Origin of the sequence: Klebsiella sp. JN_Kp126 (assembly GCF_033843325.1) — a bacterium.
Classification (GTDB): Bacteria; Pseudomonadota; Gammaproteobacteria; order Enterobacterales; family Enterobacteriaceae; genus Klebsiella; species Klebsiella michiganensis.
The window spans coordinates 82,664-101,032 of sequence record NZ_JAWXQV010000049.1 but is presented as its reverse complement, the minus strand read 5'-3'; the positions used below and the strand labels follow the sequence as shown (position 1 = coordinate 101,032).

Genomic DNA, 18,369 nt, shown 5'->3' with positions numbered 1-18,369 from the left:
CCAATCAGATGTTTAATGGGTAGCAATCATGGATATGGATTTAAACAATCGCCTGACCGAAGACGAAACGCTTGAACAGGCTTACGACATTTTCCTCGAACTGGCCGTCGACAACCTCGATCCGGCGGATGTCATTCTGTTCAACCTGCAGTTTGAAGAACGCGGCGGCGCCGAGCTCTTCGATCCGGCGCCTGACTGGGAAGAGCACGTCGATTTTGACCTCAACCCTGACTTCTTTGCTGAAGTGGTCATTGGTCTGGCCGATGAAGATGGCGGCGAAATTAACGATATTTTTGCGCGCGTGCTGCTGTGCCGTGAAAAAGACCACAAGCTCTGTCATATCCTGTGGCGCGAATAAGCTCTTTCTTAAGCAAATAGCTTATATATAAAAGAAGAAGCCTGCCTGAGTTAACCAGGGCAGGCTTTTTTAGTTATTCAGGCAGTTCGCTGCCGCAAGCGTTGCAGTAGCGAGCGTCTTTTTCATGAACGTTATGCTGACAATGCGGACACTGGCGCTGAGTCCGGCGATTCTGAAATGCGGTGGTCATATGGCTGGTAATTAAGCCGGTGGGGATCGCAATAATCGAGTAGCCAATCAAGATAAGAATGGAGGCCAAAATTCGCCCCAGCGGCGTATGCGGCGTAATATCGCCATACCCTACCGTGGTTATCGTCACTATCGCCCAGTAAACCGACGCGTTCAGCGTAGTGAAACCGTATCGCGGCCCCTCAACCAGATACATCAGGGAGCCAAAGATCACCATGACGATGGCAATAAAAGAATAGAACAGGATCAGCTGGTGGCGAGCGCTGACGATAGCAGCCCAGAAAATATTCAACGACGGCATAAAGCGCAGCAGCTTAAGGATACGCAACGCGCGAATAGCGCGCATGGCCCGCCAGGCAAACACGTACTCAATACTGATCTCGGGCCATAGCCACATAACGTAAAGCGGTAAAATGGTGGCCAGGTCAATAATGCCCCAGAAGCTGAAAATATACTTTAGCGGATTCGGCCAGCTGATAATGCGCAGAAAATACTCAAAGGTAAAAACCGCCGTCACGACAAGTTCGAGCCAGACGAAAATATGCCATTCGTCTAAGGTCAGATGATATTGCGTTCCGAGCCCGGACTCGATAAATATCACCAGCACGCTAAGCAGGGCAAATACGCCGCAAAGTCCCTCGAAATGCCGACCGGATCGTCGGTTTTGATCGAAGAGTAAATGATACAGCCGCAGACGAGCGGCATGAATATGAAAAGCCACGTTAACCTCGCTAAAAAAAGGGCTGACTAACGTCAGCCCCTGAGATTATAACGGGTCCACCTTCAGGCAGGAAACCGCATGGCGGAAACTGCCCTCCAGCACCGGTCGCGTCTTAGCGCACTCCGGCCCGGCAATCGGGCATCTGGTGCGGAATACGCATCCCGACGGCGGGTTAATCGGCGATGGCAATTCCCCCTCCAGAAGCTGGATCGTTTTATTCTTTTCCTTATCAGGGTCCGGAACCGGCACCGCCGACATCAGCGCTTTGGTATAGGGATGCAGCGGATTATGATACACCTCATCATAGGTGCCGAGCTCCACGGCATGGCCAAGATACATCACCAGCACGCGATCGGAGATATGCTTCACGACCGCCAGATCGTGGGCGATAAAAATCAGCGACAGTCCCATTTCCCGCTGCAGCTGCTGCAGCAGATTCACTACCTGCGCCTGAATCGACACGTCCAGCGCTGACACCGGCTCATCGCAGATAATGAGCTTCGGTTCAAGAATTAGCGCGCGGGCGATACCGATACGCTGGCATTGGCCGCCGGAGAATTCATGCGGATAGCGGTTAATCAGGTTCGGCAGCAGCCCCACTTTCATCATCATCGCCTTAACGCGATCGCGAACTTCCTGACGCGGCATTTTGGGATGATAGGTGCGCAGCGGCTCGGCGATGATTTCCCCGATAGTCATGCGCGGGTTTAGCGACGCCAGCGGATCCTGAAAGATCATCTGAATATCGCTGCGTACGTCGCGCCACTCGTCGGCCTTCATCCCCAGCAAATCTCTACCTAACCAGGCGACTTTACCGTCGGTGGCCTTCACCAGACCGATGATGGCGCGCGCGAAGGTCGATTTTCCGCATCCGGACTCCCCGACCACGCCCAGCGTTTCCCCTTCATACAGACGCAGCGTTACGCCATCTACCGCTTTCAGCGTTTTCGACGGCTGCCAGAACCACTGTTTGCCGTCTTTAATATCAAAGTGTACTTTCAGATCGGCGATTTCGAGCAGGACTTTTCTTTGTTCCGTTACGGCGTTCATAGCAAATCCCCCACCGGTTGAAAGCAGGCGCGCAGGCGGCCCGGCGCAAACTCCTCCAGAGGCGGAGCGCTGTTGCAAATCTCCATCGCGTGCGGGCAACGCGGCTGGAATGGACAGCCTTTCGGCAGACGCAGCAGATTCGGCGGGTTGCCCGGAATCGTTAACAGGGCGTCGCCTTCTGCGTCCAGGCGCGGGACCGCATTGAGCAGGCCAATAGAATAAGGATGAGAGGGATGGTAGAAGACGTCGCGCGCCTGACCATATTCCATCGTGCGTCCGGCGTACATCACCAGCACCTTATCGCAGATCCCGGCGACGACGCCGAGATCGTGGGTAATCATAATGATCGCCGTATTGAACTCGCGCTTGAGCTCATTAAGCAATGTCATTATTTGCGCCTGCACGGTTACGTCCAGCGCCGTTGTCGGCTCATCGGCAATCAGCAGCTTAGGCCGGCACAGCAGCGCCATCGCAATCATGACGCGCTGGCGCATCCCGCCGGAAAACTCGTGCGGATACATTTTCATCCGTTTGCGCGCCTCGGGCATTTTGACCGCATCCAGCATTTTCACCGACTCTTCAAAGGCTTCGGCTTTGCTCAGCGCTTTATGCAGCATCAGGACTTCCATCAGCTGTTCGCCTACCCGCATATACGGATTAAGCGACGTCATCGGGTCCTGAAAAATCATTGAGATCTGCTCGGCGCGCAGCTTATTCAGCTCGCGCTCCGGGAGGTTAAGGATCTGCTTCCCGTTAAAGGTCGCTGACCCCCCGATACGGCCGTTGGCGGCCAGCAGGCCCATCAGCGCAAAAGCGGTTTGCGACTTACCGGAACCGGACTCGCCTACGATGCCTAAGGTTTCCCCCGCCCGTAGATTAAAATTGAGATCGTTGACCGCAGTCACATCACCATCGGGAGTCGCAAAGGTGACGCGGAGATCTTTCACATCCAGAAGCAATCCGGATTGTTGTGCTGCCTGCGGCGCTTTCGCCGTTTCCATCGTACTCATGTCGGCGCTCCTTAGCGGTCTTTCGGGTCGAGGGCATCACGCAGGCCATCGCCGATAAAGTTAAAACAAAACAGCGTTACCACCAGAAAACCGGCAGGAAACAGCAGCAGCCACGGCGACACTTCCATTGAGTTCGCGCCATCGCTGAGCAGCGCGCCCCAGCTACTTAACGGCTCCTGGGTACCCAGGCCGAGGAAGCTTAAGAAGGATTCAAACAGAATCATGCTCGGGACCAGCAGGGAGGCGTACACCACGACCACGCCAAGCACGTTAGGCACGATATGGCGGATAACGATATTGCCGGTTGAAACGCCGCCGACCTGCGCGGCTTCAATAAACTCTTTTCGCTTCAGGCTTAGGGTCTGACCGCGAACGATACGCGCCATATCCAGCCAGGAGACCATCCCAATGGCAACGAAAATCAGCAGGATATTCTGGCCAAAGAAGGTCACCAGCAGGATGACGAAGAACATAAACGGAAAGGAGTTGAGGATTTCCAGCAGGCGCATCATCACTGAATCCACCTTGCCGCCCAGATAGCCGGAAAGCGACCCGTAAAGCGTCCCCAGAATCACCGCCACCAGCGCTGCAGCCACGCCGACCATCAGCGAGATACGTCCGCCGATCGCCACCCGCACCAGCAGGTCGCGACCCGAAGAGTCGGTCCCAAAGTAGTGTCCGGACTCCATATCGGGGGCGCTGGACATCATGCCCCAGTCGGTATCGTAATAGGAAAACTGCGATACCATCGGTGCGATAGTGACAAAGAGCGCAATGATCACCAGCACAATCAGGCTGGCAACCGCGGCACGGTTATGCATAAAGCGGCGGCGGGCGTCCTGCCAGAGGCTGCGCCCCTCGACTTCCAGCTTTTCACTGAAGTTTTCCAGCGCCTCGTTGTTTTTCTTACTTAACATCATGGCGAACCCCAGCGTTAGTAACGGATCTTCGGATCGATAACGGCATACAGCACGTCAACAATCGCATTAAACAGGATGGTCAATGCGCCAACCAGAATGGTCAGACTGAGTACCAGCGAGTAGTCGCGGTTCAGCGCGCCGTTGACGAACAGTTGACCAATTCCCGGCAGGCCATAAATGGTTTCAATGACCATCGAGCCGGTAATAATGCCGACAAACGCGGGCCCCATATAGGAGAGCACCGGCAGCAGCGCGGGCTTTAACGCGTGACGCAGAATAATGCGGCGCATCGGTAAGCCTTTTGCCCGGGCGGTGCGAATGAAGTTAGAGTGCAGCACTTCGATCATCGAGCCGCGGGTAATACGCGCGATACTGGCGATATAGGCCAGGGAGAGGGCCACCATAGGCAAAATCATATATTGCAGCGCCCCGCCGTTCCATCCGCCGCCCGGCAGCCAGTGCAGCGTAATGGCAAATATCATGACCAGTAAGGGCGCGACCACGAAACTCGGTATCACAACCCCGGTCATTGCCACCCCCATGACGGCAAAGTCCCATTTCGTATTTTGCTTCAATGCCGCAATCACCCCGGCACTCACGCCAAGCACCACCGCGAGAAAAAATGCGGCGAAGCCTAATTTAGCGGACACCGGGAAGCTGGACGCCACCAGATCGTTGACCGAGTAATCTTTATATTTAAAGGAAGGACCGAAATCACCGTGCGCCAGCTGCTTCAGATAATTGAAGTACTGGGTCATGATGGGGTCATTTAAATGGTATTTTGCTTCAATATTCGCCATGACTTCTGGCGGCAGCGTACGTTCACCGGTAAAGGGGCTTCCCGGCGCAAGACGCATCATGAAGAAAGAGATAGTAATAAGAATAAATAGCGTCGGAATCGCTTCCAGACAGCGACGTAAGATAAATTTTAACATTGCCCGTACCTTCTGGCGTGTGCCTTCAATAGTGCGATGAAATAAGACACCGTGAGGCAAGCGGTAACGCCTGCCCCACGTATTGCCATTAGTGCTTCACAATGTACATATTTCTTGTATACGTATTATCCAGCGGATCTTTGCCGGTATAGCCACCGACCCACGGTTTAACCAAACGGGCGTTGACGTAATAGAAGACCGGTACGATGACGGAGTCTTTATCCAGCTGCTGCTCAGATTGCGCGTAAAGGTCCGCGCGTTTCGCGTCATCGCTGGTTTTCAGCGTTTCAGCGATAATCTTGTCGAAAGCCGGGCTCTTATAATGCGAGGTATTGTTTGAGCTGTCGCTCAGCATCGTATTAAGGAAGGAGGTCGGTTCGTTGTAGTCCGCACACCAGCCGGCGCGCGCAACATCAAAGGTGCCCTGATGGCGATTATCGAGGAAGGTTTTCCATTCCTGATTTTCCAGCTTCACGTTTACGCCGAGGTTTTTCTTCCAGATAGACGCCACCGCGATAGCCAGTTTTTTGTGCAGATCGGACGTGTTATAGAGCAGATTGAAAGTCAGCGGCTTATCAGCGCTATAGCCAGCTTCGGTCAGCAATTTTTTCGCTTCTTCATTACGTTTTTCCTGCGACCACTTGAACCATTCAGGCTCAATCAGCTTCATGCCATCGGTGTACGGCGGCGTATAGCTGTAGGCTGGCAGGTCGCCCTGATTCTTCACTTTATTGACAATAATGTCGCGATCCAGCGCCATCTTCAGCGCAGTACGCACGCGAACGTCGGTAAACGGCGCTTTCTGGTTATTGATTTCGTAATAATAAGTGCACAGATACGGATCGACGTGAACTTCTTTCGGGATCTCTTTTTTCAGTTTCTGGAACAGTTCGATCGGCATGTTGTTATAGGTCATATCGATTTCGCCGCTGCGGTAGCGGTTGACGTCGGTGACTTCAGAAGAAATCGGCAGGAAGGTGACCTGATTAATCACGGTTTTGGCGTTATCCCAGTAGTTGGTATTACGCTCCAGAACAATGCGTTCGTTAACAACCCAATCTTTTAATTTATACGCACCATTGCTGACGATATTGGCCGGCTGGGTCCATTTGTCACCAAATTTCTCAATAGCGGATTTAGGTACGGGTGAAACGGATGGGTGAACGAGCAGTTTGTAGAAATACGGCACCGGCTCGCTGAGGGTCACTTCAAAGGTATGATCGTCCAGCGCTTTTACGCCCAGATCGGTCGCGGGTTTTTTCCCGGCGATAATGTCATCAACGTTGGCTAAATGGCCATACTGCAGATAGCTTGCATAAGGAGACGCGGTTTTCGGATCCGCCAGACGCTGCCAGCTATAAACGAAATCTTGTGCCGTGACCGGCGTGCCGTCGGACCACTTTGCATCTTTACGCAGATGGAAGGTCCAGACTTTAAAATCTTTGTTGTCCCATTTTTCCGCAACGCCCGCGACCGGATGGCCGTCCAGGTCGCTCACCAGCAGCCCTTCAAACAAATCGCGGTTAATATTGGACTCCGGCACGCCTTCAATTTTGTGCGGATCGAGAGACTGCACTTCGGAGCCATTGTTACGTACCAGCGTTTGTTTGTCCGCCAGCTGTACCCCTGCCGGTACATCTGCCGCAACGGCGGCGTTGATGGTCATTAACGCAGAGAGGACTCCTGCGGCAACCAGGCTTTTTTTCGTGATGATGGTCATGTGTTTGTTACTCCAATCATTATAATTACTGGCTATTTAACCAGCCTGTTTTCTCTTTTCTGGATTCTGAACAGTGCAGGAGTTTATGCTGCTGTCAGAGAGTACTGCTTGCTATCACCGACTTATTTATTACGACCGCTCAAACGGCAGTCTTGACGTCGATTCTTGCCCCCCTGTCCGGGGGCGATGTAGTCCCGATGGGCTATATAATAAAAATTCTCATTTGCGTACATATTCCGCTAAAGATCACGCCGGAAAGTACCAAAACGCTTTATTGTCCGCCAATGCAATTTGCAAATATGTTACCGGATTCTCTTTTGTGGCCTTCTGGCGGCGAAGATTTATCACCCCTCGCGCATGCCAGAAATGATTAATATTCTATTTATCAATCAATTAGTATAAATGTCTCGCACTATGTGCCCTGCATCGCCGAATAGATGCTTTTTTGTACGAAAAATTAACAATCGCTTATTATTTAGCACATTCATCTGCTTCATGAGTGAAATTACTAATATCATTTCGATTATCAGACGGCAAGCACCAGAGAATGGTGTGAGGAAAATAACAGTGATTAATGTGGGTAAAAGGCCGCACTCGTGGCAAATGAAATGGATAACTTATTGATAATAAATAACAATATCAAAACATTAGAAAATAGTATTGCAGGTCGATAAATCACTTTTTTTGATATGTTTTGCTGATAATGCGCAAACGCGGAACACGTTGTTCCGCGCGGCAACACAGGTTAATTCACAAGGCCAGGAAAGAGCGCCTTTATTCCGGTAACGATGAACTCGATGCCGAGAGCCATCAGCAACAGCCCCATAATACGGGTAATCACGTTAATGCCGGTTTGCCCAAGCAGGCGAACCAGCCAGGGGGCCATACGGAAAATGCCCCAGCAGCACAGCGCGAAAAGCGCAATCGCAACTGAAAATCCCACAAAATGGGCGATGCTATGGTAACGCGTGCCCCAGACAATGGTTGAACTGATGGCCCCGGGTCCCGCCATCAGGGGCAGCGCCAGCGGCACGACGCCGATACTTTCACGAATGGCCGTTTCTGATTTTTCTTGCTTGTTCTGTTTATCCTCGCCGAGCTTGCCGCTGATCATCGACATGGCGATGGTGACCACCAGAATCCCACCCGCAATACGAAAGGAGTCAATGGAAATACCGAAGATCTGGAGGATCGCATCGCCTAAAAACAGCGACGTGAGCAAGATGATGGCGACCGACAGGTTGGCTGTCAGATTGGTTTTATTACGCACCGCCGCCGTCTGGTAGCTGGTCATACTGATAAAAACCGGGATAATGCCAACCGGGTTTACCAGCGCAAATAGCCCAATGAAAAATTTAAAGTAGGCTGAAAAATCAAACAATGATTGAATCACAGGGTGCTCCGCAGCATCATTAAAAATGGCTGTTGACAGTTACCAGCATAAAATATCCGCGAGAAGATACGCTGTTTGAAAGCATAATTCATCCCTGTTGACGCATAAGTGCATAATTTAAGCTCGGATGTTAGTTATTTGTTTCTGCAATGCTATTTAAGTCTTTAATTAGCATACCGTATCATTACACTTGATCAAACAGGTCAAAAAATGAACTGCTGAAAGGTATCAGCTTGGCTGATTATTGATTTAGATCACATAAATTGTACTCAGAAGTGAGTAACCTTGTTTACACACAGAAGAGGAGGCAAAGCAGCGGTACCTGAAAGAAAAAACAAAAGCTTTTTTAGTCAATCGGTGAAGTCAGAAGCACAAAATTCTTTACGTTAACATTTAAATGCAAGCCGTTAACACACTGTCTATACTGTCGAATCGAGCTACTGATTCACTAAAAAAGTTTAACATTATCAGGAGAGCATTATGGCTGTTACTAATGTCGCTGAACTTAACGCACTCGTCGAGCGCGTAAAAAAAGCCCAGCGTGAATATGCCAGTTTCACTCAAGAACAAGTAGACAAAATCTTCCGCGCCGCCGCTCTGGCCGCTGCAGATGCTCGAATCCCTCTCGCCAAGATGGCCGTTGCCGAATCCGGCATGGGCATCGTCGAAGATAAAGTGATCAAAAACCACTTTGCTTCCGAATACATTTATAACGCCTATAAAGATGAAAAGACCTGCGGTGTCCTGTCTGAAGATGACACCTTCGGTACCATCACCATCGCTGAGCCGATTGGTATTATCTGCGGTATCGTCCCGACCACTAACCCAACTTCAACCGCTATCTTTAAATCTCTGATTAGCCTGAAGACCCGTAACGCCATCATCTTCTCTCCGCATCCGCGTGCTAAAGATGCGACCAACAAAGCGGCTGATATCGTACTGCAGGCAGCTATCGCAGCCGGTGCGCCGAAAGATCTGATTGGTTGGATTGACCAGCCTTCCGTTGAACTGTCAAATGCGCTGATGCACCATCCGGATATCAACCTGATCCTTGCGACCGGCGGTCCGGGCATGGTTAAAGCGGCGTACAGCTCCGGTAAACCTGCCATCGGCGTAGGCGCAGGTAACACGCCTGTTGTTATCGACGAAACGGCTGATATCAAGCGTGCCGTTGCTTCCGTCCTGATGTCTAAAACCTTCGATAACGGCGTTATCTGTGCTTCTGAGCAATCCGTTGTGGTTGTGGATTCCGTATACGATGCCGTTCGCGAACGTTTCTCCAGCCACGGCGGCTATCTGCTGCAGGGCCAGGAGCTGAAGGCTGTTCAGAATATCATCCTGAAAAACGGCGCCCTGAACGCCGCGATCGTAGGTCAACCGGCGTATAAAATCGCTGAACTGGCTGGCTTCACCGTCCCTGTTTCCACCAAAATTCTGATTGGTGAAGTCACCGACGTTGATGAAAGCGAACCGTTTGCCCACGAAAAACTGTCTCCGACGCTGGCAATGTACCGTGCGAAGAACTTCGAAGACGCGGTTGATAAAGCTGAAAAACTGGTGGCAATGGGCGGTATCGGTCATACCTCTTGCCTGTATACCGACCAGGACAACCAGCCAGAACGCGTTGCTTACTTCGGTCAGCTGATGAAAACCGCACGTATCCTGATCAACACCCCTGCTTCTCAGGGTGGTATCGGTGACCTGTATAACTTCAAACTCGCACCTTCCCTGACTCTGGGTTGTGGTTCATGGGGTGGTAACTCCATCTCTGAAAACGTTGGTCCTAAGCACCTGATCAACAAGAAAACCGTTGCTAAGCGAGCTGAAAACATGTTGTGGCACAAACTTCCGAAATCTATCTACTTCCGTCGTGGCTCACTGCCAATCGCGCTGGATGAAGTGATTACTGATGGTCACAAACGCGCGCTGATCGTGACCGACCGCTTCCTGTTCAATAACGGCTATGCTGACCAGATCACCTCTGTGCTGAAAGCGGCTGGCGTTGAAACTGAAGTATTCTTTGAAGTAGAAGCTGACCCGACGCTGACCATCGTCCGTAAAGGCGCTGAGCTGGCGAACTCGTTCAAACCAGACGTGATTATCGCGCTGGGCGGCGGTTCCCCGATGGATGCGGCGAAAATCATGTGGGTTATGTACGAGCACCCGGAAACCCACTTCGAAGAACTGGCGCTGCGCTTTATGGATATCCGTAAACGTATCTACAAGTTCCCGAAAATGGGCGTGAAAGCCAAGATGGTCGCCATCACCACGACTTCCGGTACCGGTTCTGAAGTTACGCCGTTCGCCGTTGTTACCGATGACGCAACCGGTCAGAAATACCCGCTGGCAGACTATGCCCTGACTCCGGATATGGCGATTGTTGATGCCAACCTGGTCATGGAAATGCCGAAGTCACTGTGTGCTTTCGGTGGTCTGGATGCGGTGACTCATGCCCTGGAAGCTTACGTTTCCGTACTGGCTTCCGAGTTCTCTGACGGCCAGGCGCTGCAGGCTCTGAAACTGCTGAAAGAAAACCTGCCAGCGTCCTACCACGAAGGTTCTAAGAACCCGGTAGCGCGTGAGCGTGTGCACAGTGCTGCGACCATCGCCGGTATCGCGTTTGCGAACGCCTTCCTCGGGGTATGTCACTCAATGGCGCACAAGCTGGGCTCTCAGTTCCACATTCCTCACGGTCTGGCGAACGCCCTGCTGATCAGCAACGTTATTCGCTATAACGCGAACGACAACCCGACTAAACAGACAGCATTCAGCCAGTACGACCGCCCGCAGGCACGTCGTCGCTACGCTGAAATCGCGGACCATCTGGGTCTGACTGCACCGGGTGACCGCACCGCAGCGAAAATCGAAAAACTGCTTGGCTGGTTGGACGAAATCAAAGCTGAGCTGGGTATTCCTAAGTCTATCCGCGAAGCTGGCGTGCAGGAAGCCGACTTCCTGGCCCATGTTGACAAGCTGTCTGAAGACGCATTTGACGACCAGTGCACCGGCGCTAACCCGCGCTACCCGCTGATCGCCGAGCTGAAGCAGATTCTGCTGGATACCTTCTACGGACGTAATTACGTTGAAGGCGGCGTGGAAGAGAAAAAAGAAGCCGCGCCGGCTAAAGCTGAGAAGAAAGCGAAAAAATCCGCTTAATTCCACAGCCGTAAAGTCAGTAACGCTGAGCCCCATCTTTTGATGGGGCTTTTTTGTCTCTGTCGTTCAGCAGCCGACAAAACGCCTCAGACAGCCGAAACGTATAATCATGTGCCAAAGGCTTAGTAAATGAAAAAAGGCGCTGTAAAAGCGCCTGAGACGATTTAAAGGGTGGGTATTAGCAGCTGCGCTGTTTGTTCTGCACCGCGGTCAGAGAGCCTTCGCTCAGCGCCTCTTTATAATGTTTACGGCATACGGATACATAGCGCTCATTGCCGCCAATCACCACCTGTTCCCCCTCATTGTACGGCCTACCTTCCTGATCGAGGCGCAAAACCATACTCGCCTTACGGCCGCAGAAACAGATAGTTTTTAATTCAACCAGCTTATCGGACCACGCGAGCAAATATTGACTGCCCGTAAAAAGTTCGCCGCGAAAATCTGTCCGCAATCCATAGCACAATACGGGAATATCGAGCTGGTCCACCACCTCGGACAGCTCGCGCACCTGCTCCCGGGTTAAGAACTGGCTCTCATCAACTAATACGCAGTGGATGGGTTGACGCTTATGTTCGTCTGCAATGTCGGCAAATAACGCAGTTTGGGTATTATACAACCGCGCCGGCGATGAGAGACCGATCCTCGAACTCACTTTCCCGGAACCAAAGCGGTCATCAATCTCTGCCGTATAAACCACCGTGCGCATCCCTCGCTCCTGGTAATTGTATGATGACTGCAACAGAGCGGTGGACTTGCCTGCGTTCATTGCTGAATAGTAGAAATAAAGTTGTGCCATCGGCCGCGTAACCCCAATCAATGTGTTTTTTAGCAGTAAAATTGTATCATATATTCACACGCTATCAGCCCTCGCCGTGTGGGTATTGCCGGGAACGTTCACTCGGCGGAGACCTGAAAGATTAAGCCTGTTAATTGAATGGTAATGCCTGCTATTCGTACGACCCAGGCGGCCACGCAGACGTCACTATTGCCCTTTTGTGCTTATCAGCCATTTTCGGATAGCTATAACCGCGCTGGACAAGTGTTTTATATTAAACATCATCGTCGCTGCTGCGCTAATACCCACAATGATATTTATCCATGCAAAGTATAATTTTTCCCACTGCGCATCGGAAAAAGCATACTATCTCAGGGTTTTAGCTTATCCTCTCCATCATCCTATAAGCGAAAAAGATGTGAACCCGCACATAAAATTTAAGTTAAATGAATTAATTCCCGAGACAAATAACAAGTTATTTTGACTTCCTTACATTCTCCCCTATTGCACATCTGAATTTATCGCTCTATTATTAGTCCAACAAACCACCCCACAATATAAGTTTGAGATTACTACAATGAGCGAAGCACTTAAAATTTTGAACAACATCCGTACTCTTCGTGCGCAGGCAAGAGAATGCACCCTTGAAACGCTCGAAGAAATGCTGGAAAAATTAGAAGTTGTCGTTAACGAACGTCGTGAAGAAGAAAGCGCTGCGGCTGCGGAAATTGAAGAACGCACTCGTAAACTGCAGCAATACCGTGAAATGCTGATCGCTGACGGTATTGATCCTAATGAACTGCTGAGCACCATGGCGGCAGTTAAAGCGGGAACTAAAACCAAGCGCGCTGCACGTCCGGCTAAATACAGCTACGTTGACGAAAATGGCGAAACTAAAACCTGGACTGGTCAGGGTCGTACTCCGGCAGTGATCAAGAAAGCGATGGATGAGCAAGGTAAATCCCTGGACGATTTCCTGCTGTAATAAGCCATCCTGTTCGTTTAAAAATCCCGCTGCGGCGGGATTTTTTTTATCCGTTATTCGGGACCGGTTCCGGGCGGGCATAAAAAAACCGGGAAACGAATCTCGCTCCCGGTTTCGCATTCTGCCGCGAACGATTACTTCGCTACGGCTTTATCCAGCCAGGCTTTAAATTCAGCGCCCAGGGACTTGTGGCGTACGCCATATTCAACAAAAGCCTGCATATAACCCAGCTTATTACCGCAGTCGTGGCTCTTGCCTTTCATATGATAGGCTTCTACCGTTTCTTTTTCGATCAGCATATCGATGGCGTCGGTCAGCTGAATCTCATCGCCGGCTCCCGGAGGGGTTTTCGCCAGCAGTGGCCAAATATCCGCGCTCAGCACGTAACGACCGACAACCGCCAGATTAGAAGGCGCTACGTCCGCTTTCGGTTTCTCGACGACACCAACCATCGGTACGCTCTCACCCGGCTGCAGGGCCAGGCCCTTGCAATCGACAACGCCGTATGCGGTAACGTCAGCAACCGGTTCAACCATGATCTGGCTTGCGCCGGTCTCATCGAAACGAGCGATCATTTCGGCCAGGTTGTCGCGAGACAGATCGGATTCATATTCATCAAGGATAACGTCCGGTAAAATAACCGCGACCGGCTCATCACCCACTACCGGGTGCGCGCAAAGCACAGCGTGGCCCAGACCTTTAGCCAGCCCCTGACGGACTTGCATAATAGTCACGTGCGGCGGACAAATAGATTGGACTTCTTCCAGCAGCTGGCGTTTTACGCGTTTTTCCAGCATCGCTTCCAGTTCAAAACTGGTATCGAAATGGTTTTCAATCGAGTTTTTCGAAGAGTGCGTAACCAGAACAATCTCGGTAATCCCGGCGGCAATACATTCGTTAACAACATATTGAATTAATGGCTTATCTACCAGCGGCAGCATTTCTTTCGGAATAGCCTTAGTAGCGGGCAACATCCTGGTGCCTAATCCCGCAACCGGGATGACAGCTTTTCTTACTTTTGAATTAAGCGCAGCCATTGAAATCTCCTGGACTGTTCGTTTTTTAAACTTCTCGTTAATAATATGGTATCGAGTATATCAGCCTGCTCAGTCAAAGCTGTTCCGACAAGGATTAGATATCTTCGAATTAGGAATTTTACGCATTAAACCCGGCGATAGTACCACCACAAAAGATCGCGTGGTAATCCCACGAGCCTAAAAATAAGCACAATTGTTCACTCCGTGGTCAACATCAGGCGTAAACGTCCGCCAGCCCCCCAAATTTGGCACTGCCATGATGCGCAGCGTTGACTAATTTGGTTGAGGTATGCATTACCTAAAGTGCCTAACGGAACGCCATTACTAATCTGAATTTGATGTTCTCCCGTATTCAAGGTGCCATTCAAACCCGCGGAGACTAAAATTAAATTCTTCAAGCCGCTGTGGTAATACCCTACCAATAATGGGAATTGCCCGGGTAAGTTTGCCTGCCGCAGCAGTTGGTTAACCTGTTTTAGCAGGCTACCCATCTCCGGCAAACGCTGCCCCTGATGAGCGAGCTGCTCCTGCAGTAACCCATTAAACAGCGCGCGCAGCAATAGGGCCGCCAGAACGCCATTATCACCTGCTCGTGTGACATCCAGACAATAAAACGCCAGATCGTTTTCTGATAGCGGCGCAATATCGAGCACGAGCCCTGGCTTATCGACAGAGACAAGCTGGCGATAGTGAATACGGCAACGCGACATCTCCTGCTGCACCGGCGGCTGGAGCTCCTGAAGCAGCCTCGACGCCGCGCTAGGATCGCTTACCAGCGCATCCCAGTCCTCAAACAGGCGCTCTTCTTCTTCGACACGCGAATTAAACATATTGGGATAGAGGCAGGCATACACGGTTTCTCGCAGGCGATCGAAATCTTTAACCGGTTTGAGCAGGATATCCTGAACGCCCAGGCGCAACGCTTTGGCGATGTCCGCCATGTTTTCCGTCGCTGAAATCATCAGAATCGGCAACTGCTCGCCCTGGTTACGTACATGTTCTACCAGCTGCAGGCCGTTCATTCGCGGCATGGAGATATCGCAAATCATCAAATCAGGTTTTGACTCCGCCATTTTTTGCAGTGCATCTATACCATCTTCCGCCTGTACGATGGTCGCACCAAGTGAAGCTAACCAGGTGTGCATAAGAGAGCGGAAAACGGGTTCGTCTTCAACTATCAGAATCTGTTTTCCCGCCAATGGCTGCGTCATGATCTCTCCCCTGACTGACGATAATTTAATAGTGGCATGATATTCACGCTACCGCCTGTCAGAATTTACTTAAGTATGCATCAAATGCGCTCCACGGGGGTACGCACTAAAGGTAATAGTTCATCCATTTTCTTTTCCACTGCCAGATGTCCGGCGGCGATAGCTTCGCCGGCCCGGTGGAAATCAAGCGTGGAGATTTGCGGGCAAAAGGGCTGAATCAGGATATCAGGCGGGTCGCCCGCCATACGATTTCGCTTGAGGCGATTCTCCAGAACCTGAATTGACGTCGACATGATTTCCATCGCCGTTGGCGCCCTCGTCGCCCGACGTGACGTCATACGCGCCAGGCGCGTGCGCAGCCGTGAATGCCACGAAAAATCTTCCTCGCTCTCCGGACGAGGCACCTCCATTGACAGCAAATCCTGCTGCATCAGATGCGCATCGTGCTGCAAATCAACGGCAATGACGATATCTGCGCCCATGGCGCGAGCCAGAGACACCGGCACGGGGTTAACCACCGCGCCATCCACCAGCCAGTAGCCATTATGCATCACCGGCGCCATCAAACCCGGCATACTGCAGGACGCACGGATCGCCAGATGCAGATCCCCTTCCGTAAACCACAGTTCACGACCGGTGCTTAAATTCGTTGTGACCGCCGCGAAAGGACGTTCGCAGCGCTCGATCTCGCTGACGGGCATGAGTTTGCGGTATTGACTAAACACGCGCTCGCCCCGCAGCAGGCCACCCCGTTGCCAGGAGAGATCCATTAACTTCAGTACGTCCCAGTTGCTAAAGGAGCATACCCATTTCTCCAGGGCCGGAAGCCGATTGCAGGCGTACGCCGCTCCGACCAGCGAGCCAATGGAGCACCCTGCGATAACATCGACGTCGATACCCGTCCGCCGTAAGGCATTAATCACGCCGATATGCGACCACCCGCGAGCGGCGCCAGCCCCTAACGCCAGGCCAATTTTAAGCTTTCTCATGAGTACCGAAACATATCCTTCCACTCCGGGCATGGCATCATCGCCATACCTCAGTTAACATAATGCGCTTTGGCGGCGTAGCGCCGTCTTTCTTTTTCCTGTGGAGGCCGTTTTGTCGCCATTATGCCCCTGTGGCAGCGCTCTGGAGTATAGCTCATGTTGTCAGCCTTATCTGGCTGGCGCGCAGCTGGCGCCAGATCCGTCACAGCTGATGCGCTCCCGCTATAGCGCGTTTGTTATGAAAGACGCCGACTATCTGATTAAAACCTGGCACCCCTCCTGTCAAGCGCAGCAGTTTCGCGCAGACCTGGAAAACGGTTTTACCCGCACACAGTGGCAGGGTCTCACCGTCTTTGCCGCCGAGACGGGCAAGAACCCGGATGAAGGCTTTGTCAGCTTTATCGCTCGTTACGCTGACGATAACCGCTCCGGAGCCATTATTGAACGATCCCGATTCTTAAAAGAAAACGGACAGTGGTATTATATTGACGGCACGCGACCGCTAATCGGTCGTAACGATCCCTGCCCTTGCGGTTCAGGTAAAAAATTTAAAAAATGCTGCGGTCAGTAAACCAGCAGCAGAAATAGCAAACACTACAGGATTTTCCCCGCGATGCATTCACAACAACGTAAAGTACTGCGCACTATTTGCCCTGATCAGAAAGGCCTCATCGCGCGTATCACTAATATCTGCTACAAGCACGAACTGAATATCGTGCAGAACAATGAGTTTGTTGACCACCGAACCGGCCGCTTCTTTATGCGCACCGAGCTCGAGGGTATTTTCAATGATTCAATCCTGCTGGCAGACCTCGACAGCGCGCTGCCGGAAGGTTCAATTCGTGAACTCAATCCAGCAGGGCGCCGCAGGGTCGTCATTCTGGTCACCAAAGAGGCGCACTGCCTCGGCGATCTGCTGATGAAAGCTAACTACGGCGGCCTGGACGTAGAAATCGCCGCCGTCATCGGCAATCACGAAACGCTGCGCTCGCTGGTTGAACGGTTTGATATCCCCTTCCAGCTGGTGAGCCATGAGGGTTTAACTCGCGAAGAGCATGATAAACAGATGGGCGACGCGATCGCCGCCCTTGAGCCGGATTACGTTGTGCTGGCGAAATACATGCGGGTCTTGACCCCAGAGTTTGTCTCTCGTTTCCCGAATAAAATTATTAATATTCATCACTCATTCCTGCCGGCTTTTATCGGCGCGCGTCCGTATCACCAGGCCTATGACCGCGGGGTGAAGATTATTGGCGCCACCGCACACTACGTGAACGATAATCTGGATGAAGGCCCAATCATTATGCAGGACGTCATTCATGTCGATCATACCTACACCGCGGAAGATATGATGCGCGCTGGCCGCGACGTCGAGAAAAACGTTCTGAGCCGCGCGCTGTATCAGGTTCTTGCTCAGCGGGTATTTGTTTACGGTAACCGGACGATTATTCTTTAATCTCAGGGAAATGAATTGATTAGCTTTGCACCTTTACGGATAAAAAGCAGGCAAACAGCTTCATTTCCCTAAAGGAATGCTTTACAGGGGCGTCTCATTTGATATGATGCGCCCCGCTTCCAGCAGGAAGCAGGCCAGTAAATAGCATTACCCCGTGGTGGGGTTCCCGAGCGGCCAAAGGGAGCAGACTGTAAATCTGCCGTCATCGACTTCGAAGGTTCGAATCCTTCCCCCACCACCATCACTTCCAGAACACACCGACTCTCATATAGGTACATTGCCTTATATTCTTCCGATGCAGGGAAGGATGAGAAGCTTCGACTAAGGTTCGATTCGAGCGGAGCGAGAAAGCGTTGCCGCAGGCAACGACCCGAAGGGCGAGGCGCAACGCGCCGAATAATCCTTCCCCCACCACCATCACTTCCCTGCAGTACCTCAGCAAAATCAAATTATCAAAACCGTCT

The 18,369-nt window shown here is 51.6% G+C and carries 16 protein-coding genes, 1 tRNA gene and 1 other RNA gene; 7 read left to right on the top strand and 11 right to left on the bottom strand.

Annotated elements, in window-relative coordinates:
- Window positions 1-28 precede the first annotated feature (28 nt).
- Window positions 29-358, top strand: a complete 330-nt coding sequence (locus SIK97_RS08520; RefSeq protein WP_004103097.1) for an HI1450 family dsDNA-mimic protein — start codon at window positions 29-31, stop codon at window positions 356-358.
- A 73-nt stretch (window positions 359-431) separates the two neighbouring features.
- Here the strand turns inward: SIK97_RS08520 and SIK97_RS08515 are convergent, their stop codons facing one another.
- From SIK97_RS08515 to SIK97_RS08485, 7 genes are all read right to left on the bottom strand, one after another.
- Window positions 432-1,268: an ion transporter gene (locus SIK97_RS08515; RefSeq protein ID WP_029946974.1), complete on the bottom strand. Its 837-nt coding sequence runs from the start codon at window positions 1,266-1,268 to the stop codon at window positions 432-434.
- A 45-nt stretch (window positions 1,269-1,313) separates the two neighbouring features.
- Window positions 1,314-2,318, bottom strand: a complete 1,005-nt coding sequence (oppF, locus tag SIK97_RS08510; protein ID WP_004851821.1) for a murein tripeptide/oligopeptide ABC transporter ATP-binding protein OppF — start codon at window positions 2,316-2,318, stop codon at window positions 1,314-1,316.
- A complete protein-coding gene (locus SIK97_RS08505) occupies window positions 2,315-3,328 on the bottom strand; it encodes an ABC transporter ATP-binding protein (RefSeq protein ID WP_004851823.1) in 1,014 nt (337 codons plus the stop codon). The genes oppF and SIK97_RS08505 overlap by 4 nt, the downstream gene beginning before the upstream one ends.
- 11 nt (window positions 3,329-3,339) lie before the next feature.
- A complete protein-coding gene (gene oppC, locus SIK97_RS08500; RefSeq protein WP_004121697.1) occupies window positions 3,340-4,248 on the bottom strand; it encodes an oligopeptide ABC transporter permease OppC in 909 nt (302 codons plus the stop codon).
- 14 nt (window positions 4,249-4,262) lie between these two features.
- Window positions 4,263-5,183, bottom strand: a complete 921-nt coding sequence (gene oppB / locus SIK97_RS08495) for an oligopeptide ABC transporter permease OppB (RefSeq protein WP_004851825.1) — start codon at window positions 5,181-5,183, stop codon at window positions 4,263-4,265.
- 88 nt (window positions 5,184-5,271) lie between these two features.
- Window positions 5,272-6,903: an oligopeptide ABC transporter substrate-binding protein OppA gene (gene oppA, locus SIK97_RS08490; protein WP_025108232.1), complete on the bottom strand. Its 1,632-nt coding sequence runs from the start codon at window positions 6,901-6,903 to the stop codon at window positions 5,272-5,274.
- Window positions 6,904-7,648: 745 nt separating this feature from the next.
- Complete coding sequence (locus SIK97_RS08485) at window positions 7,649-8,296, bottom strand: YchE family NAAT transporter (protein ID WP_004851832.1); 648 nt, start codon at window positions 8,294-8,296, stop codon at window positions 7,649-7,651.
- 480 nt (window positions 8,297-8,776) lie between these two features.
- Here SIK97_RS08485 and adhE point away from each other — a divergent pair, with 480 nt between their 5' ends.
- Window positions 8,777-11,452, top strand: a complete 2,676-nt coding sequence (gene adhE, locus SIK97_RS08480; RefSeq protein ID WP_004132197.1) for a bifunctional acetaldehyde-CoA/alcohol dehydrogenase — start codon at window positions 8,777-8,779, stop codon at window positions 11,450-11,452.
- Between the two features lie 178 nt (window positions 11,453-11,630).
- Here adhE and tdk read toward each other — a convergent pair whose 3' ends face one another.
- On the bottom strand, window positions 11,631-12,248 hold the full coding sequence (gene tdk / locus SIK97_RS08475) for a thymidine kinase (protein ID WP_014229739.1): 618 nt from the start codon (window positions 12,246-12,248) through the stop codon (window positions 11,631-11,633).
- Between the two features lie 556 nt (window positions 12,249-12,804).
- On the opposite strand from tdk, the gene hns reads away from it, so the two are divergent.
- Window positions 12,805-13,212 carry a histone-like nucleoid-structuring protein H-NS gene (gene hns, locus SIK97_RS08470; RefSeq protein WP_004121719.1) on the top strand — a complete coding sequence of 136 codons (408 nt, stop codon included), beginning with the start codon at window positions 12,805-12,807 and terminating at the stop codon, window positions 13,210-13,212.
- Window positions 13,213-13,346: 134 nt separating this feature from the next.
- Here hns and galU read toward each other — a convergent pair whose 3' ends face one another.
- The 3 genes from galU to rssA all read right to left on the bottom strand — a co-directional run bounded on the left by galU (window position 13,347) and on the right by rssA (window position 16,449).
- A complete protein-coding gene (gene galU, locus SIK97_RS08465; protein WP_004851836.1) occupies window positions 13,347-14,249 on the bottom strand; it encodes a UTP--glucose-1-phosphate uridylyltransferase GalU in 903 nt (300 codons plus the stop codon).
- 197 nt (window positions 14,250-14,446) lie between these two features.
- A complete protein-coding gene (gene rssB / locus SIK97_RS08460; RefSeq protein ID WP_025108235.1) occupies window positions 14,447-15,460 on the bottom strand; it encodes a two-component system response regulator RssB in 1,014 nt (337 codons plus the stop codon).
- A gap of 80 nt (window positions 15,461-15,540) precedes the next feature.
- Complete coding sequence (gene rssA, locus SIK97_RS08455) at window positions 15,541-16,449, bottom strand: patatin-like phospholipase RssA (RefSeq protein ID WP_025108236.1); 909 nt, start codon at window positions 16,447-16,449, stop codon at window positions 15,541-15,543.
- A gap of 112 nt (window positions 16,450-16,561) precedes the next feature.
- Between rssA and SIK97_RS08450 the strand changes: the two genes are divergently transcribed.
- From SIK97_RS08450 to SIK97_RS08435, 4 genes are all read left to right on the top strand, one after another.
- Window positions 16,562-17,020 (top strand): YchJ family protein, encoded by a 459-nt coding sequence (locus SIK97_RS08450; protein WP_014229741.1) that lies wholly within the window; start codon window positions 16,562-16,564, stop codon window positions 17,018-17,020.
- A 42-nt stretch (window positions 17,021-17,062) separates the two neighbouring features.
- The gene (purU, locus tag SIK97_RS08445) at window positions 17,063-17,905 is read left to right on the top strand and encodes a formyltetrahydrofolate deformylase (RefSeq protein WP_004121732.1); all 843 of its coding nucleotides are present in this window, start codon (window positions 17,063-17,065) and stop codon (window positions 17,903-17,905) included.
- 156 nt (window positions 17,906-18,061) lie between these two features.
- Window positions 18,062-18,146: transfer RNA gene (locus SIK97_RS08440), tRNA-Tyr, on the top strand.
- A gap of 45 nt (window positions 18,147-18,191) precedes the next feature.
- Window positions 18,192-18,322: non-coding RNA, RtT sRNA (locus SIK97_RS08435), on the top strand.
- Window positions 18,323-18,369 lie beyond the last annotated feature (47 nt).